20 protein-coding genes are annotated in these 23,550 nt (G+C 63.8%); 6 read left to right on the forward strand and 14 right to left on the reverse strand.

Going from position 1 to position 23,550, the window contains the following annotated elements; translation table 11 throughout:
• Positions 1 to 23 precede the first annotated feature (23 nt).
• The 3 genes from rnhB to VI340_RS01270 form a co-directional block, all read right to left on the reverse strand.
• Positions 24 to 659 carry a ribonuclease HII gene (rnhB, locus tag VI340_RS01260; RefSeq protein WP_336357611.1) on the reverse strand — a complete coding sequence of 212 codons (636 nt, stop codon included), beginning with the start codon at positions 657 to 659 and terminating at the stop codon, positions 24 to 26.
• 58 nt (positions 660 to 717) lie between these two features.
• Positions 718 to 1,995 carry a tRNA pseudouridine(54/55) synthase Pus10 gene (locus tag VI340_RS01265; protein WP_336357612.1) on the reverse strand — a complete coding sequence of 426 codons (1,278 nt, stop codon included), beginning with the start codon at positions 1,993 to 1,995 and terminating at the stop codon, positions 718 to 720.
• 83 nt (positions 1,996 to 2,078) lie between these two features.
• A complete protein-coding gene (locus VI340_RS01270) occupies positions 2,079 to 3,194 on the reverse strand; it encodes a mechanosensitive ion channel family protein (protein WP_336357613.1) in 1,116 nt (371 codons plus the stop codon).
• 89 nt (positions 3,195 to 3,283) lie between these two features.
• Here VI340_RS01270 and VI340_RS01275 point away from each other — a divergent pair, with 89 nt between their 5' ends.
• Positions 3,284 to 4,096, forward strand: coding sequence for an undecaprenyl-diphosphate phosphatase (locus VI340_RS01275; protein ID WP_336357614.1), 813 nt, complete (start codon positions 3,284 to 3,286; stop codon positions 4,094 to 4,096).
• 15 nt (positions 4,097 to 4,111) lie between these two features.
• On the opposite strand, the gene VI340_RS01280 is transcribed toward VI340_RS01275, so the two are convergent.
• The gene (locus VI340_RS01280; protein WP_336357615.1) at positions 4,112 to 4,717 is read right to left on the reverse strand and encodes a DUF4382 domain-containing protein; all 606 of its coding nucleotides are present in this window, start codon (positions 4,715 to 4,717) and stop codon (positions 4,112 to 4,114) included.
• Between the two features lie 191 nt (positions 4,718 to 4,908).
• Between VI340_RS01280 and VI340_RS01285 the strand changes: the two genes are divergently transcribed.
• A complete protein-coding gene (locus VI340_RS01285) occupies positions 4,909 to 5,775 on the forward strand; it encodes a CheF family chemotaxis protein (RefSeq protein ID WP_008311015.1) in 867 nt (288 codons plus the stop codon).
• A gap of 300 nt (positions 5,776 to 6,075) precedes the next feature.
• Here VI340_RS01285 and VI340_RS01290 read toward each other — a convergent pair whose 3' ends face one another.
• From VI340_RS01290 to acs (VI340_RS01325), 8 genes are all read right to left on the reverse strand, one after another.
• Entirely contained in the window at positions 6,076 to 6,300 is a 225-nt protein-coding gene (locus VI340_RS01290; protein WP_008311012.1) for a hypothetical protein, read from the reverse strand.
• Between the two features lie 215 nt (positions 6,301 to 6,515).
• On the reverse strand, positions 6,516 to 6,731 hold the full coding sequence (locus VI340_RS01295; protein ID WP_008311011.1) for a hypothetical protein: 216 nt from the start codon (positions 6,729 to 6,731) through the stop codon (positions 6,516 to 6,518).
• 54 nt (positions 6,732 to 6,785) lie between these two features.
• Positions 6,786 to 7,259 carry a universal stress protein gene (locus VI340_RS01300; RefSeq protein WP_008311009.1) on the reverse strand — a complete coding sequence of 158 codons (474 nt, stop codon included), beginning with the start codon at positions 7,257 to 7,259 and terminating at the stop codon, positions 6,786 to 6,788.
• Positions 7,260 to 7,263: 4 nt separating this feature from the next.
• Positions 7,264 to 8,934, reverse strand: coding sequence for a sodium:solute symporter family transporter (locus VI340_RS01305; RefSeq protein ID WP_008311007.1), 1,671 nt, complete (start codon positions 8,932 to 8,934; stop codon positions 7,264 to 7,266).
• Complete coding sequence (locus VI340_RS01310; RefSeq protein ID WP_008311005.1) at positions 8,931 to 9,365, reverse strand: DUF4212 domain-containing protein; 435 nt, start codon at positions 9,363 to 9,365, stop codon at positions 8,931 to 8,933. Before VI340_RS01310 ends, VI340_RS01305 begins: the two co-directional genes overlap by 4 nt.
• A gap of 44 nt (positions 9,366 to 9,409) precedes the next feature.
• On the reverse strand, positions 9,410 to 11,404 hold the full coding sequence (acs, locus tag VI340_RS01315; RefSeq protein WP_336357616.1) for an acetate--CoA ligase: 1,995 nt from the start codon (positions 11,402 to 11,404) through the stop codon (positions 9,410 to 9,412).
• A 70-nt stretch (positions 11,405 to 11,474) separates the two neighbouring features.
• Positions 11,475 to 13,166, reverse strand: coding sequence for a bacterio-opsin activator domain-containing protein (locus tag VI340_RS01320; protein ID WP_008311002.1), 1,692 nt, complete (start codon positions 13,164 to 13,166; stop codon positions 11,475 to 11,477).
• A gap of 140 nt (positions 13,167 to 13,306) precedes the next feature.
• On the reverse strand, positions 13,307 to 15,250 hold the full coding sequence (gene acs, locus VI340_RS01325) for an acetate--CoA ligase (protein ID WP_336330624.1): 1,944 nt from the start codon (positions 15,248 to 15,250) through the stop codon (positions 13,307 to 13,309).
• Between the two features lie 165 nt (positions 15,251 to 15,415).
• Between acs (VI340_RS01325) and VI340_RS01330 the strand changes: the two genes are divergently transcribed.
• The 3 genes from VI340_RS01330 to glmS all read left to right on the forward strand — a co-directional run bounded on the left by VI340_RS01330 (position 15,416) and on the right by glmS (position 19,416).
• Complete coding sequence (locus VI340_RS01330) at positions 15,416 to 16,276, forward strand: CheF family chemotaxis protein (RefSeq protein ID WP_336330623.1); 861 nt, start codon at positions 15,416 to 15,418, stop codon at positions 16,274 to 16,276.
• Between the two features lie 159 nt (positions 16,277 to 16,435).
• A complete protein-coding gene (gene glmU, locus VI340_RS01335; RefSeq protein WP_008310997.1) occupies positions 16,436 to 17,626 on the forward strand; it encodes a bifunctional sugar-1-phosphate nucleotidylyltransferase/acetyltransferase in 1,191 nt (396 codons plus the stop codon).
• Positions 17,626 to 19,416, forward strand: a complete 1,791-nt coding sequence (glmS, locus tag VI340_RS01340; protein ID WP_008310996.1) for a glutamine--fructose-6-phosphate transaminase (isomerizing) — start codon at positions 17,626 to 17,628, stop codon at positions 19,414 to 19,416. The genes glmU and glmS overlap by 1 nt, the downstream gene beginning before the upstream one ends.
• A gap of 313 nt (positions 19,417 to 19,729) precedes the next feature.
• On the opposite strand, the gene VI340_RS01345 is transcribed toward glmS, so the two are convergent.
• Positions 19,730 to 21,145: a sugar transferase gene (locus VI340_RS01345; protein WP_336358182.1), complete on the reverse strand. Its 1,416-nt coding sequence runs from the start codon at positions 21,143 to 21,145 to the stop codon at positions 19,730 to 19,732.
• A gap of 249 nt (positions 21,146 to 21,394) precedes the next feature.
• A complete protein-coding gene (gene aglF / locus VI340_RS01350; protein ID WP_008310994.1) occupies positions 21,395 to 22,150 on the reverse strand; it encodes a UTP--glucose-1-phosphate uridylyltransferase AglF in 756 nt (251 codons plus the stop codon).
• Between the two features lie 88 nt (positions 22,151 to 22,238).
• On the opposite strand from aglF, the gene aglM reads away from it, so the two are divergent.
• Complete coding sequence (gene aglM, locus VI340_RS01355; RefSeq protein ID WP_336357617.1) at positions 22,239 to 23,546, forward strand: UDP-glucose 6-dehydrogenase AglM; 1,308 nt, start codon at positions 22,239 to 22,241, stop codon at positions 23,544 to 23,546.
• Positions 23,547 to 23,550: the final 4 nt, after the last annotated feature.

A 23,550-nucleotide genomic window follows, 5' to 3' on the forward strand; every position in this document is an offset into this window, starting at 1 on the left:
GTTCGCTGTCGAACTGTTCCCGTTCAAAAGTCGCCCAGCGACGCCTGTTCTGCCGCCGCCAGCACGTCGTCACACGTCGACCACGACCGGCGGGCACACGCCGGCAGCTCGCCGTGGTGGTCGACGTAGTCCGCCAGGAACGCCCGCGTCGTCGGGTCGCTGGGGTAGCCCGACCCCACGTCGCCGTACTCCTCGGCCAGGTCCGCGACGTGTGCGTCGCGGGCGACCTTCGCGACAATCGAGGCGGCACCGACCAGTGGGTCCGTCTCGTCTGCGCCGTGTTCCGCAGTCACCGTCACGTCGGCGTTGACCGCGTCCGCGACCCGGCGACCGAACCGCGCCGCGTCGGTGTCGCCGGCGTCGACCGTGCCCAGCAGGCCGTCACGGGCTACTACCGATAGAGCCTCTGCCTGCGCGTCGACGGTCAGCGTGTTCATGTCTGTCCCGTCGGCGTCGATGCGTTCGACCGGAATCTCGGCGACACCGACGGCGTCGGCCGACTCGCGTATCTCGCCAGCTAGTCGCTCGCGGCGCTCCGGCCTGATGCCCTTCGAGTCGCCGACACCATCGGGCAGGGCCGCCGGGTCGGCCCGGACGGCGGCGGCGAACATCGACCCCAGAACCGGCCCTTTCCCGGCCTCATCGACGCCGAATCGCATGACTATCCTCTGGACGGCGCTGCAAAAACAGCTTCCGATTGGACGGCGGCCCGGCGCGTTACTCTCTGAGGAACTCGTCTTTCGCGAACGGCTCGTCCTCGCCCTGCACGTCGATTACGTCGAGCGCCGTCACCACGGCGTCGGTGTCGAGCAGGCCAGCCAGGCTCGGCTCCGTGCGGCCCTCGTCGCTGGAGACGAGTTCCTTCACGTACAGGCCGCCCTCGCCGTGGATGCGGAGTTCGGCGTGACGGTCGTCGGTCAGCTCGCCCTCGGCGTCGTACACCGTCCGCGTCCGGGTGATATCGGCGCGTCGGTGGGTGACCCGCTGGGGCGTCTCCTGCTGGATGGTCGTCCCGTCTAGTTCCGCCAGTGCGTCCTGCAGTGCGTCGGCGTCGACCGGTGCCCCGAACTCCACGTCCATCCGGTAGGTCTTCGAGGCGTCCAACTCCTTGACGCGTTCGACCATCTCGTGGGTCGCCAGATGGAGGTCCGTCACTTCGACCTTCCCGTCGGCGAAGGCGTTGATGTCGGCTTCGAGTTCGTCGGCGTCCACGTCACGCTTGCGTGGTTCCATTACCTCGATAACGAACGGGCGGCCCGAATCGAGCATTCGGGCGTCGACGTCCTCGCGGCCGGCACCGTGGAACACGGCTTCCTCGCCGTCCATCGCCTCGCGGACGACGGGCGCGGACAGCTGCTCGACGCTCTCGTCGTAGCGGTAGCCGCTACCGCCACAGCCGTCGCAGGGCTCGCCCTGCCACAGTCCGGTCCCGTTGCAGTCGTTGCAGGGCCACTTCGTCTGTGGAATATCGCGTTCGAGCTTGCGGTAGCGGCCGTAGACGAACGCCGAATTGACGTGGGTCTCCACCTCATCTGTCGCGAGGTCGAGGGTGAGCTGGACCGCCGGACGACCGAACTCGACCTCCGCGCCGGTCAGGTCGCCGATCCGTTTGCCGACCTCGCGGTTGAGTTCGGTCTTCAGCGCTTCGCCGGCGTCGGGGTCTAGCCCGATGTCTTCCCGGAGCAGTTCGTCGTTCTCTTCGAGTAGTGGCGGCACCTTCGTCCCGACCTGGTAGGTGTCGAAGTCGTAGCCGCGGACGGCGCTCGCGGCCTGTTCGGCCCACCAGTCGAAGCGGTCGCATTCGTTTTCACACACCCAGCAGTCCTCGCCCGCCTCGAAGGGGTCGTCGTCTGCGAGCGCAACCGTCACCCGCAGGGCGTGGCCCCGTTCGGCGTTGGCCAGCCCGAAACTTCGGTCGGCGAAGAGCCGGCCGAGACAGGAATCACACAGCGGCCCGGTCGCAAGCGCCGCACGGGCGTCCTCAAGTATGCTCATTGCCTGAGCCGACGCGTCGCCACCGTAACTGCGTTTCGACCTCTCGGTTACCCGCATCAGTCAGGCTGCGACCGTGTTCGCGCTCACTCCCCGGTTACGCCACCGTCGTCTGTGTCTTTGCCCTTCGGCTGCGCTTGGTCGAACAGTTCGCCCGGAACCTCCTCGGCCGAGATGGAGATGGACCGCTGGGGAAACGGGATCTCGATGTCCTCAGCCCGGAATCGCTTGTAAATCGCGCTGTTGAGTTCGTGTGTCGCGCGGGCTGTCAGAGCCGGGTTGCTGACCCAGCACAGCAGTTCGAAGTTCAGCGCGGAGTCGCCGAACTCCCGGAAGCGGACCCGCGGATTCGGGCGGTCTTGGACGAGATCCTCGGCTTCAGCCAGTTCAAGGAGAATCTCCTCGACGTGGTCGATATCTGTCCCGTAGGCGACACCGACGGGGACGCGGATCCGGCGCTTCCGTCTCGGCGTCGACTCGTTGACGATGGCGGCGTTGTTGAGCTTCGAGTTCGGCACAGTAACGAGGATGTCGTCGCGGGTGCGGATGACCGTCGAGCGCACGGAGATGTCCTCGACGCGGCCGCGTTCGCCGGTTTCCAGCACGACGAAATCGCCGACCGCGTACGTCCCGTCGAGATACAGCGACAGCGAGCCGAAGAAGTTCGCCAGCGTGTCTCGGGCCGCCAGCCCGACAATGATGCCCATAATCCCCGCCGAGGCAAGCAGTGGCGTCACGTCGATGTCCCAGAGGACCAGTAGGAGGAGGACGCCGCCGCCGGAGATGAGCGCGCTCCAGACGTTCTGGAGGATGGGAACCATCTGGCGGTCGATGTACGCCGAATCCGTCGCGAGGGCTGACGCCTGGCGGCCGATACGCAGCAGAATCACCATCCAGACGATGACGACCAGCGAGAGCGTCCCGGCTTCTAGCGAGACAGCGACGGCTGGGCGAACGTCGTAAATCTGTGCACCCGCGTACGCGCCGCCGAGGCCGACTGTGACGTACACGGCGGTGTGGATTCCACGGAAGACGATGTCGTCGACGTCGCCCTCGATGTGGGGTGTGACCCGCCTGAGAAGTCGGTCTCCGAGGACACGGATGGCCAGCGCGAGCGCGACTCCGCTGCCGACGAGCACCACAAACCCTTGCCAGGCCGGCAGCCCCGACAGCAGGTCTACCACCCCGCTTCCCAGTTGCATACCCCCGTTTGGACACCAGCGCTATATATACTGCCACGTCGACGGCCCGAACCGAACGGCCTTTGTCCCGCGGCGTCCGCTCCGTGGGTATGAACCCGATTCTCGTCGCTATTCTGCTGGGCCTGTTGCAAGGGATACTGGAGTGGATTCCGGTCTCCAGCGAGGGCGGCGTCGCGCTCGCCTCGACGGTGGCCACTGGCGTCTCCCCGGCCGCCGCGACCCGCCTCGCGCTCTTTCTTCACGCCGGGACAGCGGTCGCGGCGACGGCCTACTACCGCACTGAAGTTCGAACTATCCTCCATTCGATTCGCCAGCTCTCCCGCCGTCCGTTCGCCGACGAGACGGCGGACCTCTCGTTTATCGTCATCGCGACGGCGGCGACCGCCGTCACTGGTCTTCCCGCGTATCTGGTGCTCGACGCGGCTGTCTCAAATCTTGAGGGTGGACTCTTTCTGGCGCTGGTCGGCGGCCTGCTCGTCATCACTGGCCTGCTCCAGCGGTTCGCCGCGGCGCTGTCGCTGGGCGAGCGCGAGGTTCCGGACTGGATCGATGCTGTCCTCGTTGGAGTGTTACAGGGGCTGGCTATCCTTCCCGGTGTCTCCCGATCCGGGACGACGGTGAGTGCCCTGCTGCTCCGGGGCCACGAGGGCGAGTCGTCGCTTCGACTTTCGTTTCTGCTGTCGATTCCAGCTGCGCTCGCCGCGAACGCGCTGGTCCTCGTCGACGACGGCGTCCCCGCAATCGACCCGCTGCCGGCCGTCGTCGCGCTCGTCGTGAGCGCCGTCGTCGGCTACCTCACCGTCGACGCGCTGGTCCGCCTCGTGCGGCAGGTCCCGTTCTGGGCGGTCTGTACGGTGTTCGGCGGGCTGGGCGTCGTCGGCGGGCTGCTCGTCGCGCTGTAGCGACCAGAGGGCGGCCTACTCCTCGTACTCGACTTCGGTGCCGCTGGCGACCGGCTGAAGGATGTACTCGCCTGTCTGGCCGCGCTTGACCGGCGTGAAATCGGCCGTGAACACGGTACGGGTGTCCGCGCGGATCTCGTACTCCTGGGTGAACTGCAGCGGCGCGTCGCCGGGCGTGTCAACTGTCGCGTCACCGCCTTCTGCGAGCGTCCCATCGACGCCGGTCACGTCGAGCTGGAGGAACTCGTAGGTGTCAACGTCGAGTTCGGTCTCGTCGATGAGCGAGGTGTTGCCGTCCTGGAGCTGGACCAGGTCGGCCTCCTGGGGCTCGTCGAACTCGTGGTACTCGCGGGCGTCGCTCGTGTCCGCTGTCGTCGATTCCTCGGTCGCTGTGTCCTCCTCTGAGACTAGCTTTACCCAGATACCGGCCATCGTGATGACACACGATTCGAAATCAGCGATGTCGCCCGGCTGGTCGGTCACCTGTGTCGCGAGCGTGCCTGTTTCGGTGCCGCTCCCGGAACAGCCGGCGAGACCGACCGTGCTCGCTGCCGCGAGGCCACCGGCGGCTTTCAGATAGTCGCGCCGAGACGTCGTTCCTGACTGCTGTGGATCGTGCATACACTGTTCGATAGCCGCCCCAGGGTAAAGGAGCCGGCAGATAGTCAGGCCGAGTTCAGCCGAGTTTCGCCCGGTTTGCCGGCAGTGAACGGTTTCCGGGCCGACACAGACCGGGTGGTATCGACCAGTGCCGTGCTGGCGACGATGGAAGTTATTTATCCCTTGGCATCAAATCTGTAGTACCAGCGGCCATGAGTGGTGACGAACGCAAACTAGTCGACACATCGGGAGACTTCCAGTACGTCGTCCGCGATGGCGACACGGTGACCGACCCGAAGTGGCGCTCCTGTCGACTCATCGTCACCAACAAGCGACTCATTCTGGCGACGAACGGCTCGAAACAGCCCATTCCCCACTCCAACATCACCCTCCCGTCGAACCCCGACGATCTGGTCCCCGACGGCGGGACCGGCGGTGCAACCGCGCTGGAGGTCGGCAACAACGTTCTGCTCGTCGACACGCCGAACCTGGACGACTTCGAGACGGAGTACGTCCGCGCCACGCTACAGGGCGAGGTCATCCTCGCTCGACAGCAGGCGGTCGTCGGCGGCGTCGTTCAGGAGGACGCCGAGTGGAGCAAGGCACGGTTTCAACTGGACGATGACATCATCCGCCTCCAGTTTCCCGGCGGCAAGAGCATGTCATTCGAAATCGAGGACGTCGGAACCATCGAAACCGGGACCAGTACCGTAATGGGCCAGGAGCGGGAGGTCATCGAGGTCGAACACACTGACGACCAGGACCGTAGCGTCGAGACCCACATCTCGGGGATGGACCACCACACGCGGGCACTGAAGACGCTGTTCACCCGCGTTATCGAGGACCGCGAGGACGATTACGAACTCTCGGAGATGGAGAGCCAGGTGTTGATGGCGCTGTACTCCGGTGTCTCACCGTTCGAGATGTCCGATTTCGTCGGAACGACGCCCGACGAAGTCGAGGAAATCTATCAGAAACTGCTTGATATTGGGGCGGTTGACGAGGTCCGGGTTCGGACCGAGGTCGCGTTGAACGCGCAGGGGCGGAATATGGCGAGTGAGGCAATGAGTGAGAAATAGCGAGGGGCCGACCGGAGGGAGGGCCCTCGGATAGCGAACGAGGAACGCAGTGACTCGTGAGCGGCGTGGCGCTACGCGCCACGAACGAACGGCGATGCCGTGAGTAGCGAGAGCCCGAGCGAAGCGAGGGGTCTCGAATAGCGAACGGGGAGCGTTAGCGACCCGTGAGCAGTAGAGAGGCGCTACGCCCATCTGAACGAGCGGTACGGTAATGTGACCCGCAGTGGCGGTTTCCCTGCCGGTCTTGCTGTGGCACAGGCAGCCCAGACGGACCCGTGGCCTGCCCCGGTCTTGCCGTTTTCACTCACCCAGGTATTCGACGTCTTCAGCCTCTGTCACCGATACCCCATCCGGAAGGTCGGACTCCGGGACCGGCGTCAGGGTGAGGACGTCACCCGCCTCGGTCTGTACCCACTCCTGTCCAGTCGCTTGACTCCAATCGTGTGGTTCCCAGAACCCCGACTCGAAGCGCATCCAGATGTCGAGACCACTGTAGTACTCTCCCGTCGAACTTTCGTATATCATTGCTGAACTCCACAGCGTCTGCTGCCGTCGAAAGAGTCAATGCATCTACATGGTCTTATTAGTACCGGCGAGAGCGAAATTCGACGGCCTTGAGAATAGAGGGGTGCTTGGATGACCCGGGTACGGCGGTGATTCAGCCACTATATGTGTATCTTTCACAAACCCCTCGTGAACTGGCTGTGAATCCGTCGCCACCGTGACAAACGGAGCCCGACCTACTGCTGTTCCATCGCCAGCTCAAGCGACCAGAAGAAACCGTAGTACGCGACGACGCCGCCGGCGAGCGTCAGGTAGTAGACCCACTGCGGAGCCGACAGCAGGTCGAAGATGACGCTCACGGCAGTCACCCAGGCGATAGCGAACACGAGGTCGACGAACATCCCTCGCTTGTGGTCGCGGACGTGGTTGCGGAGGGTGTCGACGACGCTCATCGGCGGCCTCGCGTGGTCCGCAGCGATTGGAGTCGATTCAGTGCCATGGTACTGTCAGTCTTCAACGTCCGTCTCGCCGTGGACGTCGACGACGAGCACCGGCAGTCGGGTCCGGCGGAGCACTTTCTCCGTGACGCTGCCGAGGATGACGCGTTTCAGCCCCGAGCGGCCGTGGGACCCCATCACGACGAGGTCGATGTCGTTGTCCTCGACGAACTTCCGGATCGCGCGCGCGGGCTCGCCGGCGGTGATGTGCTCTTCCACTTCGACGCCGTGTTCGGCGGCGCGGTCGCGGACGTAGCCGGTGGCTTCGTCGGCGTCTTCCTTTATGTCGGTCATCTCCTCCAGGTTCCCCTGGCGGATGCGGTCGACCTGCTCTGTCCCCAGCGAGTAGCTGGTGGCGTCGACGTCGACGACGTACAGCGCGTGGACCGTTGCGCCGTACTTCGAGGCGATGTCGACTGCCTGGTCGACCGCATTTTCCGCGGTTTCGCTGCCGTCAGTCGGAACGAGAATGTTGTCGTACATGGGTTTAGTCGTCTGCGGGGGTGCCGCCGCTGGTCTTGTCGCCGACGACGTCTGCGGCGGTCTCCTGTTGCCCCATCGGTTCGGGGCTGTGACACTGTCGAACCATCTGCTTCGTCTCCAGGGGCGGCTCGGGCGTCGCCAGCGAGACGGCGATGGTGACGATGAACACGACCGGCGTCCCGATCAGCGCAGCGCCGATGGGCGGGACGTACTGGGCGTATATCGGGACGATCGCGCCGCTCTCTCCGGCGGCCGCTCCGAGCGCGCCGATGTAGTTCGGCAGGACGCTGTTGATGATCGAGGTGATCCAGATGAGCAGGCCGAGCACCATCCCGGCCAGTGCGCCCTGACGGTTCGTGTTCTCCCACCAGAGGCCGAGGAAGAACATCGGGAACAGCACGACGCCGGCCAGCGAGAACGCGTAGGCGACCAGTTCGCCGATGAGCGCCGGTGGGTTGAACGCGGTCACCGTCACCAGCGCGCCCATGCCGATGATCGTCCCGCGACCGATGAGCACCTGCTGGCGCTGGGTCGCGTCGGGGTTGATCAGTTCGGTGTAGATGTCGTGTGCGACCGCTGAGGAGGCCGTGATGAACAGCCCGGCAGTCGTCGCGATAGCGGCGGCCATCGCACCGGCCGCGACGAGGCCGACGAACCACGTCGGGAGGTTCGCGAACTGCGCGGCGAGCACGACGATCACGTCACCCTCAGCGCCGGACATGCCGCCTTCTGCGGCGTAGGCGCTCGCGCCGGTCGTCGCCTGGAAGAGGTCGACGCCGAAGGCCGCCATCGCGGGCGAAGCCCAGTACAGCAGGAGGATGAAGAACAGCCCCCACACGCAGGACCAGCGGGCGACGCGCTCGCTTCTGACCGTGTAGAACCGGACGAGGACGTGCGGGAGGCCGCAGGTCCCGACGATGAGCGAGAACGCCGTCGCGATCCAGAGGTAGAACGGCTGGTTCACGAACGGCGCGGAGAACTCGCGGCCGAGGTCGGCGATCAGCGCGCCGTACTCGATCTGCGGGAGCACCGTAGAATAGCCTTGCGAGAAGCCGACCACGTACACGCCCGCGAGGAACGCGACGATGAGGATCGTGTACTGAACGGCCATGTTCTTCGTCGCGCCCAGCATCCCCGAGAGCGCGAGGTAGCCGACGGTAATGGTCATCATCACGACGATCATCGGGATGATGTCGAGGCCGAAGACGTACTGACCGACCAGCCCCATGCCGCGGGCCTGGCCGACGGAGTAGACGTACGCGATGAGCAGCGTGGTGAACGCGGCCAGCGCCCGGGCAGTCGGCGAGTTGAACCGGTCGCCGACGAAGTCCGGCGCGGTGTACTTCCCGAACCGCCGCATCTGCGCGGCCAGGAAGATGAGCAGGATGAAGTAGCCGGTCGTCCAGCCGACGATGAACGCCAGGCCGTAGAAGCCCGAGAGCGCGACCAGCCCGGCCAGTCCGAGGTACGAGGCAGCGGACATCCAGTTCGCGCCGATGGCCATCCCGTTCTCGATGTTCCCGATGCCGCGGCCGGCCACCCACATCCCCTCGGTGTCGGCCACCTTGAACACGTAGCCGATAACGAGGAACGAGGCCATCATCAGGAAGACGATGATCGCCGGGACGAGTTTGAACGAGATATCCAGCGCTTCCGCCTGTAGCGGGACCGTCACTGCTCGACACCCCCGTCAGCGGCTGTCGCTTCGCCAGCCTCGGTCGCCGCGCTCTCGACGGAGTCGGGGTCGATCCCGTACTTCTGGTCGAGTCGGTCCCGGTAGCGCGTGTACACTACTGCAAGGATGAGCGCACCCGTCGGCGCGCCAAGGGAGACGAGGAAGTAGTGCAGCGGGAAGCCGAATATGGGCGTCCCCACGGTCATCATCTCCGGCGCGATAGCGGTCATCGTCACCGGCCCGAACACGACCAGCGCCCAGAGCACGAAACTGCTCCAGATGATCTTCAGGTGGTCGCGCATGAACGGCGTGCTCGGCCGTAACAGGTTCACCTCCCTGTCGAGGTAGTCGATGTCTTCGTGGGCGGCCTCCGTGCCGCCATCTGGTTGGATAGTTGACTCTTCTCGGTCCGCAGGCGTGTCTCTTGACATGGGTTGATAGGTTGAAAATTCGTGGTGCTGTTCGCCGCTACGGCTCAGTCACCCTGGACTTTTGTCTCGATATCACTGACGACGTCAGGGTTTCGCAGCGTGCTCGTATCGCCCAGTTCCTCGCCGTTGGCGATGTCTTCTAGCAGGCGGCGCATGATCTTCCCGGAGCGGGTCTTCGGCAGTTCGGGCGTGAAGATGACGGCTTCCGGTCGGGCAATCGGCCCGATAGCGTCCTCGACGCCGTCGATGATCGCACTGCGGAGTTCTTCGTCCTCTTCGTAGCCGTCCTCGGTGATGACGTAGGCGTACACCGCTTCGCCCTTGATGTCGTGGTCGCCACCGACGACGGCAGCCTCCGCGACACCCTCAACGCCGACGATAGCGCTCTCGATCTCCATCGTCCCGAGGCGGTGGCCGGAGACGTTGATCACGTCGTCGACCCGTCCCAGCACGGTGATGTACCCGTCGTCGTCGATTTTCGCCCCGTCCTCGGGGAAGTACACCCAGTCGTCGGAGTCGTCGCTGTCGGTGTCTGAGTACTCGGCCCAGTACTCGTCGATGAACCGCTCGTCGTTCTTGTACAGCGTCCGGAGCATGCCGGGCCACGGCTTGTCGACGGTCAGGTAGCCGGCGCGGCCGGGCTGTACCTCCTCGCCCTCGGTGTCGACGATGCGGACGTCGTTGCCCGGCAGCGGCGGCCCGGCCGACCCGGGTTTCATGTCCTTGATTCCGGGCAGCGTCGTTATCATCATGCCGCCGGTCTCGGTCTGCCACCAGGTGTCGACGACGGGACATTCTTCGCCCCCGATGTGTTTGTAGTACCATTTCCAGGCCCGGGGGTTGATCGGCTCGCCGACCGTGCCCAGCAGGCGCAGGCTGGAGAGGTCGTGCTGCTCGGGGTACTCCTTGCCCCACTTCATGAACGCGCGGATGGCCGTCGGCGCGGTGTACAGCTGGTCGGCCTCGTACTCCTCGACGATGTCCCAGAGGCGGTCCTTGTCGGGGTAGTCCGGCGTCCCCTCGTACATCATCGTCGTCGTCCCGAGCGCGAGCGGGCCGTAGACGATGTAGGAGTGGCCGGTAATCCAGCCGATGTCGGCCGAACAGAAGTACGTGTCCTCGGGTTTGATGTCGAGCACCGCTTGGGAGGTCCAGGCCGCCCACGCGAGGTAGCCGCCGGTGGAGTGTTTGACGCCCTTCGGCTTCCCGGTGGTCCCGGAGGTGTACATGAGGAACAGCATGTCCTCGGCGTCGCGGTCGACCGGCTCGACTGTCTCGCCCTCGTTGTCGGCGACGACGTCTTCGAAGGCGACCTGATTGTCCGCGTAGTCGTGGTCGAAGCTGTCGCCGTCCATCAGCCGCTCGGCGACGATGGAGCGTTCGACTTCGTGGTCGACGCCGCTCAGCCCCTCGTTGGCTTTGTCGAGGTGGTCGAGCGGGTCGCCGCGGCGGTAGTAGCCGTCGCAGGTGACCAGATACTCCGAGTCGGCGGAGTTCATCCGCGTCGCGAGCGCGTCCGCGGAGAAGCCGGCGAACACGACGGAGTGGGGCGCGCCGATACGAGCGCAGGCCAGCATGGCGATCGGCAACTGCGGGATCATCGGCATGTACATCGTCACGACGTCGTCCTCGCCGACGCCCATCTCGCGCAGGCCGGCCGCGAACTCGTTGACCTTCTGGTGAAGTTCTTCGTAGGTGTAGGTGACGTTGTCTTCCTCGACCGGCTCACCCACCCACTCGATAGCGGCTTCGTCGCCGCGCTCCTCCAAATGGCGGTCCAGACAGTTCGCCGAGGCGTTTAGTTTCCCGTCCGTGAACCACTCGTAGAACGGCGGGTTCGAGTCGTCGAGTACCTGATCGTAATCCTCCTCCCAGTCGAGCAGGTCGGCGGCCCCCTCCCAGCACTCCGGCCAGTTCTCGGTAAACTCCTCGTAGATACCCTCGTCCGTGACGTTCGCCTGCTCGACGAACGACTCCGGGGGCTCGAAAACCTCCTGTTCTTCGAGCCGTGCTTCGAGTTGGACATCTTCATCTGACATGGTCTATCATCGATATTTCACAGCGGCCATATAAACGGGGGGTCTAACTACGATAACATGAAACAGGGTTTCAGTTGTCGGTCGGCTGTCGCGGTTCGGTCGGCCGGTCGTCGAAAAACGCGGTCAGGACCTTCTGCTGGGCTTTCCTGAGGTGATTGTGCAACGTCGGCGACGAGACGTCCAGCGAGTCCGCCAGCTCTTCGGCGGTCGACCCGCGGGGCCACTCGAAGTAGCCGCTGTGGTAGGCCGCCTGGAGGACGGTCTCCTGCCGGTCGGAGAGCGTGTCTGTCAGTCGGTCGCGGAACCCTGTCTCCGTCTCGGCCGGCCGTTCCGTCTCTCGCTTCGCCGCTAACGACGTCTCCGGGTAGGCGTCGGTGACGGCGTTGACCGTCGGTCTGATGTCGGCCTCACTGGGGAGTTCGACTGCGATAGTCGCGACGCCGTCGGTGGCCGTCACAGAGCGAACGCGGCCACCGCTCTCGACCAACTGGAGCGCTGGCGTGTCGGTGACTACGACCTCCAGTAGCAGGCCGTCGCTGTGTTCTTCGAGGAGTCTGGCGTCTGTCACACCGTCGTCGGCGTCCGCGTACGACAGTACCGACTCGGCCGACGCACCGTCGACCATCAGGTAGTACAGCAGCGACTGGCCCGCAACGGGGACGACGCCGGACAGTTCGACCGTACACTGCAACGCCCCGGACACCCCGGCGGTGAAGGTCCGCTCGTCCGCACAGTGGAACTCCAACTCGGTCACCGTGTCGGCAAGCAGGAGTCGCTTGCGTTCGGCGGCGACCTGTGCGTGGCCGACCTGAACCCCGAGCGCGGACAGTACGGCGCGTTCCGCGTCGGTAAGCCCCTCCCTGGAACCGACCCCGATGACACCGGAGACGGTGTTTTCCCTGACGAGCGGGACCAGCGCAACCGGTCCGGCGCTGTCGTCGACGACACGAACCTCGCCCACGTCTAGCGGCGCGGTGACCGACTCGATATGCTCGTGAATCTGGTGCTCGACGGCCGACTCCGAGATCTCTGTCGTCGTGCGCAGTGTCAGCCCGTCGCCGGTACGCTCGGCGAGCCAGGCGAACTCGAAGCCCGCCGTCTCGGTCAGGTGGTCACAGACTGCCGTCGCAATTGCTTCGCCGGTCGCGGCGGCCGCAAGCGCCTCGCTGACCGTCGTGATCCAGTCGAGGGCTCGCCGAGACTCGCTCGGGGCCGCCCGCTCGTCGGACCCGTCAACGGCCGCGACGATGGTTTCGCGGTCCGGTTCGTCAAGCAGCGGCTCCAGCCGGGTGAGCCGGTCCCAGCCGCCGAGCGCGCAGACCACGTCCGGCGGGACGCCGTCGTCCAGCAGACTCGCAGCGAACCGCCACCGGAGGTCCCGCGTGGAAACCTCCTGCAGGTGCGGTGCCGCGTCGGCGGCACGGTCGGCCACCTCACTGACGAGCATTTGGAGCCGACGCGGGGAGACGGAAACCAGCGGCTCGTCGTCGTCCGTTCCGGCCGCGTTCGCGTACTTCCGTATGTCGTGTTCGACCGAGTCCGGAAGGTACGTCTCACGGACAACCTCGTTGCCGTCCCGAACGGCAAGCAGGCGATGTCCCTCGAACTCGGTGATATCGGCCAGCCGAACAGCCGTCATCTCCGCCGGACGGAGTCCGACCTCCGCGCCGAGCCGCAGCACGAGGTCGGACCGGTGTGTCTCGGCCGCACGCCGGAGCTGTTCGTACCCTCGTTCACCGATGTGGTCCGCTGCTCCGTCCATATGCTTCGGAAAATCAGAGAATACCGAAATAAGTATTGCGGTCATATCGTGGGGATGGCTGGGAAGAGACCAATAAAACAGTCACTAAAGACATTATTGTCGACAAAACATTTCGGTGATATAGAAAAATACGAAATATCTCACTCCCTTCTCGTCGTCGACTGGATCTCCCCGAGGATTTCGGGGTTACGTAGCGCGCTGGTGTCGCCCAGTTCCTCGTCGTTCGCCACTGCGGTCAGCAGGCGGCGCATAACTTTGCCCGAGCGCGTCTTCGGAAGGTCGGGCGTGAACACGATCTCCTTGGGGCGGGCGATACCGCCGATAGCGTTGACGATAGCGTCTTCGATGGCTGCTCGGAGTTCGCTCTCGGTGTAGCCGTCCTCCGGGGAGGCGAACGCGTACACCGCTGTTCCGGTCGTCTCGTCGTCGGCCCCGACGACGGCGGCTTCGGCGACGCCGGTGACGCCGGCCACCGTCGACTCCAGTTCCTTGGTGCTGAACCGCCGGCCGGCGACGTTGATCGCGTCGTCGATTCGACCGAGGAAGGTGATGTAGCCGTCGTCGTCGACCGAGACGCTGTCTTCGGGGTAGTACCGCCACTCCCCGGCGCTGTCCGGGACGCTGCCCCAGTCCGTTCCGTCGAGTAACGCGCGCGGCATCCCCGGCCAGGGGCGCGTCACGACGAGTTCGCCGGCCGTGTTCGGCTCGACCGCCGCGCCTGAGCGGTCGACGACGGACGCCTCGATTCCCGGCAGCGGCGTTCCCGCGGCCCCGGGTTTCATCTCGTCGACGCCGGGCAACGTCGATACGAGCACCGCTCCGGTTTCGGTCTGCCACCATGTGTCGACAATGGGGCACTCGCCGCCGCCGATGTGCTCGCGATACCACTCCCATGCGCGAGCATCCATCGGTTCGCCGACCGTACCCAGCAGGCGAAGGCTGGAGAGGTCGTGTCGGTCGGGGTACTCCTCGCCCCACTTCATGAACGCCCGAACGGCTGTCGGCGCGGTGTAGAACACGTCGACAGCGTACTTCTCGATGAGTTCCCACAGCTGGTCTTTTTTCGGGTGGTCCGCCGTACCGTTGTACAGTACTGTTGTCGTGCCGAGCGTGAGCGGGCCGTAGACGATGTAGGAGTGACCGGTAATCCAGCCGATATCGGCCGAGCACCAGTACGTGTCCTCGGGCTTGATGTCGAGAACTGACCGAGCGGTCCAGGCGACGTGTGCGAGATATCCGCCGGTCGTGTGGGTGACGGCCTTCGGCTGCCCGGTCGTTCCCGAGGTGTAGATGCGAAAGAGCGGGTCGTCCGCCGCCCGCGAAACCGGCTCGACTTCCTCGCCCTCGTGGGCCGCCAGCAGGTCGTGATAGTCGTCGTAGTCGTCGCCTAAGTGCACATCACGGCCCAGCCGGTCGAGCACCACGACCGACACGTCGTGGTCGACGGCGATGCGCGCGTTATCCGCCTTGTTCTTTTGTGCGACGGCGCTACCGCGGCGGTAGTAGCCATCGCAGGTGATGAGGTACTCCGAGTCGGCTCGCTCCATTCGCGTCGCCAGTGCGTCCGCGGAGAACCCGGCGAAGACGACGTTGTGTGGCACGCCCAGGCGCGCACAGGCCAGCATTGCGACCGGGAGTTCGGGCACCATCGGCAGGTACAGTGTCACCACGTCGTCCGGTCCGACGCCGCGCTCGCGCAACGCCGCGGCGAAGGCGTTGACTTCCCGGTACAGTTCGAGGTAGGTGTAGGTGCGGGACTCGCCGAGGTGCCCCTCCCAGACCAGTGCGAGCTGGTTCTTCCGCTCGGGGAGGTGCCGGTCGAGACAGTTGTATGCGGCGTTTAATCGGCCGCCGGGGAACCATTCGAACGGTGGCCCGTCTGTTCCACGGAGCACCGTCTCGAACGGCTCCTCCCAGTCGAGCAACGCGGCGGCCTCGCGCCAGCAATCGGGCCACTCCCGTTCGAAGCGGTCGTAGACGGCCGGGTCCGTCACGTTCGCCTGTTCGACGAACCAGTCCGGTGGTTCGACTGTCTCTCGCCCCGTCTGGGACTGGTCCCGATCCGGTTCGTCACCCCGTGTCATCAGTTGACAGTACACCGCCGTACTCAAAAAATATCCTATCTAATTGTGCACGATTCCGCTGTGAGTGGCTCACCAGTGCAGTCGGCCGTTCTCACTTTCGACACTGGCGACGGAACTTATATTGAGTCCTGCGGTCAACGAGTGTACGAGAGGCCGGTACGGGGTATGAGCGACACCGAAAAGAAGATCGCCGATACGAAGGGGCAGTTCCTTCAGGCGGTCTCACAGGGCCAGCGCCTCACCGACGCCGAGTGGCGAAACTGTCGCATTATCCTTACCACCGAGCGGGTCGCCCTGCTGGGTGACGACAAGCGACAGATTTCACTGACCGACATCGACCGTATCGCCGACCGGTTCGACGTGAACCAGCAGAGCGCCGGCGTCTCCGACTACGTCGCGCTCTACGTCGGCGAGGACGTTATCCTCGTGTCGGCATCGGACCACAGGACGTTCGAGACCGACTTCTACCGGGCGAGTCTCGACGGCGCAATCGTGCTGGTTCAACACCCTGCACTGAAAGGCGGCGTCGTCCAGTCCGCCGAGTGGACGAAGGGCCGCCTCAAAGTGACCGACGAGGCGCTGAAACTCGCGATGGCTGACGGGCAAGCCGTTGTCATCGACCGCGCCGACATCGGTGACCTCGCTGTCGAAGAGAAGCAGGTCAGCGGCGAGGAACGGACGGTCATTCAGGTCGAGCACAGCGAGGACGACATCAGCGTCGAAACACATCTCGCGGGCGAGGAGTTCCACGCAACCGTCCTCCGGACGATGCTCGAAGAGAGCGCCGAACAGAACCAGGCCGATCTGGACCTGAGCTCGACTGAGAAGCGGGTAATCATGGCGCTACACTCCGGCGTGTCGCCGTTCGACATTCCCAACTTCGTCGGCATTGACGTTGAGAAAACCGAGGAAATCTTCGACCGACTGATCGAACTCGACGTGATAAGCGTGCTCCGGGAGCGGACGGAAGTGAATCTGACGACGAAGGGCCGTCGGGTCGCCGGCGAGCGGATGGGCGAGCAGTAGTCCGTACCCGGAACCAGTGAAGCGTCGCGAGGACCGACTGTCTCGGACGCTCCCTCCCGTTCGGTTTCGACGCCACAAACTGGACATGCGTGGCGAGTAGACGCCGACCAATCTCGGTAAGGCCGCCATATTGAAGCCCCTCCTCCGTCTGCAACAGGTATGCACATCGATACGGCTGTGGTCCTCGCTGCGGGTGAAGGGACTCGCCTCCGGCCGTTGACGCGAAACCGGCCAAAACCAATGCTTCCGGCCGCGAACCGTCCGATCCTCGAACACGTCTTCGACGCACTAGTCGAGGCAGGCATCGAGAAGCTGGTCGCCGTCGTCGGCTACAAGCGCGACCGCGTTCAGGACCACTTCGGGCCGACGTACCGTGGCATTCCTATTTCCTACGTGAGCCAGACGAAACAGCTCGGTAGCGGGCACGCGCTCCTCCAGGCGCGGAGCGTCGTCGACGGCCCGGTTCTGGTGATGAACGGTGATCGTCTCGTCGACGCGGCCACTATCGAGTCGGTAGATACCTCCTACGCGGAGACTGGGCACACAAGCATCGCTGTCATCGAACGACAGGACACCAGTCGGTACGGTGCCGTCGAGGTACAGGACGGCGATATTGTCGACATCGTCGAAAAGCCCCAACACGACGAGTTCAGGCTCATCAACGGCGGCGTGTACGCCTTCGACGGCGACATCTTCGAGGCTATCGACGAAACGACGCGGCACGCCGGCGAGCTGGCACTGACCGACACTATCGAACTCCTGCTCGAATCTGACCGCATTCAGGCAGTCGAGGTCGACGGCATGTGGGTCGACGCGACATACCCGTGGGACCTGTTGACCGTCGCGCGCGAGGTACTGGCCCGGGGTCGGGTCGTCGAATCGGCCCGCGACGAGCAGGTATGGGTCGACAACTCCGCACGCGTCCACGACGAGGCGACCCTCCAGTCGCCGGTCGTCATTGGCCCGGACTGCGAGGTCGGACCGGACGCTGTCATCGGTCCGAACGTCGCGCTTGGCCGTAACACCACTATCGGGGCCAACAGCGTCGTCCAGCACACCGTCCTCGACGCCGATACGCGTGTCGACCCGAGTTCGACCCTCGTCGATACTGTCACCGGTCAGGACGTGAACCTGGGTGTCAATACGGTCGTCCCCGGCGGCCCGGCCGATGTCCAGGTCGGCACGGAAGTGTTCGAGGACCAGCGGCTCGGTGCCGTTATCGCCGACCGTGCTGTTGCACTCGGTGACGTGAGCTTCGTCTCCGGATCGCTCGTGGGCCCCAACGCTCGGCTCGCCACTGGCGTGACAGTCGATGGAACCGTCCGCGAGGGCGCGGAGGTGGTCCGCTGATGTGTGGTATCATCGGCTGTGTCGGCCGCGGCGACGAGACGCTCGACACGCTCGTCCACGGCCTCTCGAAACTGGAGTACCGCGGGTACGATTCCGCCGGCGTCGCACTGGCGAACAGCCACATCGACCTGTGCAAACACTCCGGCAAAATCGCCGACTTGCGCGACGCGCTGTCGGAACGGACGCTCTCGGGCTCGGTCGGCATCGGCCACACCCGCTGGAGCACGCACGGCCCGCCGACCGACGAGAACGCCCACCCCCATCAGGACTGCACCGGTGAGGTCGCGGTCGTCCACAACGGTATCATCGAGAACTACCAGTCCCTGAGAGACGAACTCGTGAGCGCCGGCCACACCTTCACATCTGACACCGATACGGAGGTCGTCCCCCATCTCATCGAGGACGCGCTGGACGCCGGAGCCGACCCCGAAGACGCTGTCAGAGAGACGGTCAGCCGACTTGAAGGCAGCTACGCCGTCGCCGTCGTCATCGCCGGCTGTGACTCGGTGTTCGCTGCGCGGAACGATTCGCCGCTCGTGTTAGGCATCGACGACGATGCGACTTATCTGGCCAGTGACGTACCCGCCTTCCGGGACTTCACCGACAAGGTCGTCTATCTCGCTGACGGCGAGTTCGCCCGACTCAACGGTGATGGGTGGGCTGTGACTGACACCGACGGCAATGTCGTCGAGAAAGACATCGACACTATCCAGTGGGACCCCGAAGAGACCGGCAAGAGCGGCTACGACCATTTCATGCTCAAAGAGATTCACGAGCAACCTCGTGCGCTCCGGCAGTGTCTCCGCGGCCGCGTCGACGAACTCGCCGGGACGGTCGACATCGGTGACCTCGGAGATCTCTCCCCGACCGGCGTCCAGTTCGTCGCCTGCGGGACCTCCTACCACGCCGCCCTGCATGGCGCGCAACTGTTCCGCGAAGCCGGTATCCCCGCCCAGGCGTTCCTCGCAAGCGAGTACGCCACTGCCACGCCACCCATCGGTGACGCGCTCGTCGTCGGCGTCACACAGAGCGGCGAGACTGCGGACACGCTATCGGCACTTCGGGCGGCTCGCCGCCGCGGCGCGCGAACGCTGGCTGTGACCAACGTCGTCGGCTCTACCGCGGCCCGCGAGTGCGATCACGCGCTGTACATCCGTGCTGGGCCGGAAATCGGCGTCGCCGCGACCAAGACTTTCGCCTCACAACTGGCCGCGCTGAACCTGCTCGCACTCGGAACGTCCACAACCGGCGACGCCCGGCAGGTCATCAGCGCACTCCGTGACCTCCCCGGTCACGTTCAGGAGGTTCTCGACGAATCTGCCGCTCAGGAGGTCGCTGAGTTGTATCAAGACGCCAACGCCTACTTCTTCATCGGCCGCGGGTATCAGAATCCCGTGGCGCTCGAAGGCGCGCTGAAAATGAAGGAGATTACGTACAAGCACGCCGAGGGCTTCGCTGCGGGTGAGCTGAAACACGGCCCGTTGGCGCTGGTGACCGAGAACACGCCCGTGTTCGCTATCGTGACTGGTGACGACGAGCGCACCCGCAAGACGATCGGGAACGTCAAAGAGGTCGAAGCACGGGACGCGCCGGTGGTCGCGATTACGGACGGACAGAGCGACGTTGAACGGTACGCCGACCATGTGCTCCAGATTCCGGAAACCCATCCGCGAGCCGCTGCGGTGCTGGCGAACACGCATCTGCAACTGGTGTCGTATCACACGGCCGCGTTGCTGGGGCGGAACATCGACAAGCCGCGAAACCTGGCGAAAAGCGTGACAGTCGAGTGAGCAGCGCGTAGCTGGCTATTTGCGGCTCTCTGGGAGCTCTATCGGATCGGGGTTGCCACTAATTTAGCTGTTGTTGAACCGGAGCGGCTCGCTTTTCCAGAGCAGGCTACAGAGGTGGGGGCAGAATTTCTCTAGGGTCTCGCAACTCAAGATGTGACAGCACCGAGCATAGAGTGTATAACTCGTATGCTTCCCAGGGTTTGTGCCGCGATACCATCTGCTGGAGCGTTTTTCCGAGATACGTGAGTTCACTACGAACGGTGTACTCCGGCCGATACTGGAGCAAGTGGGTCGTACAATGGCCTGCCAGTTCTCACCGATTCCTGTATGCCATCACGAGGTCAATAAGAACGCTCCAGACCTGCCTTGAAACAAGCTTCATATCATAGCTAAACGACTGGTCACGCACGTATTCGAGGTCGTATCGCAGCTTTTCGCTCGGCTCTTTTCCAGTCACATGATTAACCTGGGCGGGCCCGGTCAGGCCTGGCTTGACGAACCATCGTTTCTGCCAGTCAATGACACCGGTCTGGATATCCGAGTCCAGTTCCGGCCGTTCGGGCCGTGGGCCGACGACGCTCATATCACCCCGTAGTATCGACCAGAGCTGTGGTATCTCATCCAAGTGCGTCTGTCGCAGCACTCGGCCAACCGATGTCACGCGTGGATCGATCCCACCCGCATCCTCGTCACTGATTTTCACGCCGGTCTCGTCTTCGGCGTTCTCGATCATCGACCGGAACTTGTAGATGGAGAAGGTTTCACCGAAAACTGCTGTCCGGTCTTGCTGGTACAGTATTGAGCCGCCATCGTCCAGCTTTATCGCGACTATGATCCCAACAATCACGGGCGATAGCGCGACCAGCCCAGCCGATGCAAACGCGATATCGAACGCGCGCTTGAGAATATAGTCCTGTATGTCCCATGGCTCGATCTCCACGTCGATCAGGGTTCCGACGCCACCGCTGGCGGTCAACACAGAGTCTGTATGGTCGCGATGGACTTTCGCGTTGACACCGTACTCGTAACAGGCGTCGAGAGCGCCGAAGAACTCCGCCCGGTCGGCATGTTCAAACGCCAGCACGACCGTATCGATATCATACTCGACGAGCACGTCCTCGATTCGCGAGAGGCCACCTAACCGTTCCAACCCACTCGGGTTAGTGCCGCCGTCAGCGATGGCTTCGGTCCGTTCGATTGTCGTAATGACACTCGTTGGACAGAGATAGCCCAGGAGCGTCCCGTCGACTTCACTTGCCACTTCTTCTATCACCTTGAGGTCGTCCCCAACGACGATGGTTCGTTCGCCGTTCGACGACGGCCGCTTGCGAATCCACACGAACCATGTGGGCAGTGCGACCAGTAATAAGGGAGTTACTAACACGACCGTCAAGCGCGGCAATCGGTACGTGTAGTCGAAGTAGCCGATTGTCGCCAGAACAAGAACTGCTACGAGCACCCGCTTCTGGGCCAGTGCTATAGCGTCGAGAATTCTTCGCGGGCGGGGTTTGTACAGTGGGAGGAACACACTAACGACGACTGCGATTGTGACCAACAGTTCAAACGTGAACTCCGACCCAGTTGGGGGGTCAGTCGGTAGCCGATTGAACACCGGGATGGTTGTCGCTATCGACTGGATGGTAGCGTTGTTAACAAGTGCGACGGCGGCCGCTGTCAGCACGACGACGCCGGCTACACTTGCGACCCGGTACCGCCAGCCACTATCCATTATCAGTGTGATTGCCGAGTTCCGGGATAAGTCCTGCGTCCCGGGACTCAAATACTGAAGCTACTGTAGTCAAACCGCCCTGAATAGACGGTGTGCTACTGAGAGACAGTATTGCACGAGAGCTGTTTGCGTACTGACGCACCCACGACGAACGTACCAGCGCAGTCGTATCGGCTATCACAACGTCGATCCAACTACGTGACTGTGTGGTCCTCACTGGTTACTGACCAGGCTATCCTGTGTGGCCCCTCACTCGCTTGCAGCGATATTCTCGGCAGCCATTTCCGGGTCAATCTCGCCCTGTAGCCGTTCCTCGGCCTGATCGCGGTCAGCTGGATAGCCGATATCGTTCCGCCAGCCGTCCATGCGGATCGCGTCGATCGTCCGCCCGGAGTGCAACAGGAGGTCAATCGCGTCACTGATCTCGTACTCGCCGCGGTTGGAGGGCTGTACCAGATGGCAGGCGTGGAAGATGGCCGGCGTGAACGTATAGAACCCGGTCATCACTAGGTTCGACGGCGGCTCCTCCGGTTTTTCGACGACTTCGGTGATCTCGCCGTACTTGTTGGTGTCACAGACACCGTACCGCCCGGCCTCATCCCATGGGACTTCCTCAACGAGGAAAGCGGCGTCGGCACGTTCCTCCGCCTGACGGTTGACGACATCTCGGAGGTTCGCTTCGAAGATGTTGTCGCCGAGCATCAGCATGAAGTCGTCGTCGACGTGCTCCTCGACGGTCAGAAGCGCGTGTGCGAGGCCGTTCTGCTCGCGCTGGTGGGTGTAGGTGATCGGGACGCCTTCGAACTCGTCCTCGTAGTGATTAATGATGGCCTGCTTCTTGTAGCCGACAACTACCAGCAGTTCGTCAGCGCCTAGTTCGATCAACTGCTCGAAGCAGTGGGTCAGAATCGGTTTCCCCGCGACCTCTACCATTCCCTTCGGCTTGTCTTCGGTCAGCGGGCGGAGACGGGTCCCCTCACCAGCGGCGAGTACGACAGCTTTCATATATCTCAATTCGTTGGCCGTCCGATAAAACTCTTGTCGAATTATAAGATCCGAATTATAATATCCGCCCCTCGACTACTGCCGCCCGATGAACGTCAGTATTGTCGGGAGCGGATACGTCGGGACGACGGTCGCGGCGTGTCTTGCGGATCTCGGACACGAAGTGGTAACGATAGACATCGACGAGGACATCGTCGACACGGTCAACGACGGCCGGCCGCCGATACACGAACCTGGCCTCGACGAACTCGTCGCCGAACACGGCGGCGGTCGACTTCGGGCAAGTACCGACTACGACGAGATCCTCGATACTGAACTGACGATGCTGGCGCTCCCGACGCCCTCGAACGACGACGGGAGCATCGACCTCCAGTTCATGGAAGCCGGTGCGGCATCCGTCGGCGAGGCGCTGGCCGGCGCCGAGAACGCGGCAACGGATCCACACCTCGTCGTCACGAAGTCGACTGTCGTCCCAAACACGACCGAGGACCGGCTCGCCCCCCGTATCGCCGACGCCGGTCTCGAACGCGGGACGGACTTCCTCGTCGCGTCCAATCCCGAGTTCCAGCGCGAGGGGACGGCCGTCGCGGACTTCCTGAACCCCGACAAACTCGTCTTCGGGACGGACGACGACCGCGCGACGGACCTTCTCCATGACCTCTACGCACCACTGCGTGAGGCCGCTGACGGCGACGTGCCGGTCGTCGAGACCGGTATCGCCGAGGCCGAGATGATAAAGTACGCCAACAACACGTTTCTGGCGACGAAAGTCAGCCTCATCAACGACATCGGGAACATCTGCAAGGAGTTCGGCGTCGACGCCTACGAGGTCGCCGATGCCATCGGACTCGACGACCGCATCGGCGAGCAGTTCCTCCGGAGCGGCGTCGGCTGGGGCGGCAGTTGCTTCCCGAAGGACACGGATGCCATCATCGCCGCTGCGCGGGAACAGGGCTACGACCCCGCCGTCCTTTCGGCGGCCGTGGAACTGAACGACGCCCAGCCCGAGCGCCTCCTCTCCCTACTTGACGACCACGTCGACGTGTCCGGCAAACGCATCGCCGTTCTCGGCCTGGCGTTCAAACCCGGAACGGACGACATCCGGAACACGCGCGCGGTTCCGGTCATCGAGGGACTCAAAGAACGTGGCGCGGAAATCGTCGCCTACGACCCCGTTGCCACCGAGAACATGCGCGAGCGCTATCCCGACATCGAGTACGCCGACTCGGCGGCGGCCGCCCTTGCGGGTGCGTCAGGCGCTGTTGTCGTCACTGACTGGGACGAGTTCGCAGCGCTCGACGCTGCGTTCGACGAGATGGCAGACTCCGTCGTCGTTGACGGTCGACGCATCATCGAGCGGCGCGACGGTATCACCTACGAAGGATTGACCTGGTAGCGCA

This window comes from Haloarcula sp. CGMCC 1.6347 (genome assembly GCF_037078395.1).
GTDB classification, from domain to species: domain Archaea; phylum Halobacteriota; class Halobacteria; order Halobacteriales; family Haloarculaceae; genus Haloarcula; species Haloarcula amylolytica.